This is a genomic window from Brevibacterium rongguiense (assembly GCF_009857845.1).
GTDB classification, from domain to species: domain Bacteria; phylum Actinomycetota; class Actinomycetes; order Actinomycetales; family Brevibacteriaceae; genus Brevibacterium; species Brevibacterium rongguiense.
On record NZ_WWEQ01000134.1, the window covers coordinates 1 to 590 of the forward strand.

Sequence of the window (590 nt, forward strand, 5' to 3'; positions counted from 1 at the left end):
GTCGTCGCGCAGGTCGGCGTGCAGCCGAGGCGAACCGTGTAGACCACGCTTCTTGGCGAACATCACCTTCACGGCCCGGTCGATGGTGTCGCGGCGTCGGTCCATCGCGGTGAACAGGCCGCTGGACGCGGCCGGGCCCAGTGCTCGGTCGCGCCATTTGTAGAACCACGCCAGGCTGACGCCGAGCAGCAGGCAGGTCACGGTGTGTGGCACCCGGTAGTTGGTCCTCTGGTCGGCGATGAAGCGTGCCACGCTCACTTCGTCGCCTCCTTGACCCACAGGACCACGGATCGCTTGAGGACATCACGCTCCATGCGGAGCTCGGCGTTCTCGGCCCGCAGGCGCTTGAGTTCGTCGGAGTCGTTCTTGGACAGGCTCGATGAGTCGTCCCGCTCCGCCCGCGCACGGTTCACCCAGTTGCCCAGGGTGCCCTCGTTCACGCCAAGGTCGCGCGCGATCTGCGCGATCGGCTTCCCGGTCTCTTCGACGATCCGGACAGCTCCCTCACGGAACTCCCGGTCGTACTTCTTCCGCTTCTCTGGCATCTCGATCCTCATTGTCGATGCCTCTACGGTCCGGGGGGAACCTCA

General features: G+C 65.8%; 1 protein-coding gene and 1 pseudogene. Both read right to left on the reverse strand.

All coding sequences use genetic code 11. The features are described 5' to 3' along the window. Nucleotides 1–252 (reverse strand): annotated as a pseudogene (locus tag GSY69_RS13845) (hypothetical protein); the annotation flags it as partial. A gap of 2 nt (nt 253–254) precedes the next feature. Beyond that, the gene (locus tag GSY69_RS13850) at nt 255–545 is read right to left on the reverse strand and encodes a transposase (protein WP_160954404.1); all 291 of its coding nucleotides are present in this window, start codon (nt 543–545) and stop codon (nt 255–257) included. Between the last annotated feature and the right edge of the window lie 45 nt (nt 546–590).

What these genes read in the sequence shown, in the direction of transcription:
- GSY69_RS13850 (WP_160954404.1), bottom strand. Translation starts at nt 545, where the DNA reads ATGCCAGAGAAGCGGAAGAAGTACGACCGGGAGTTCCGTGAGGGAGCT.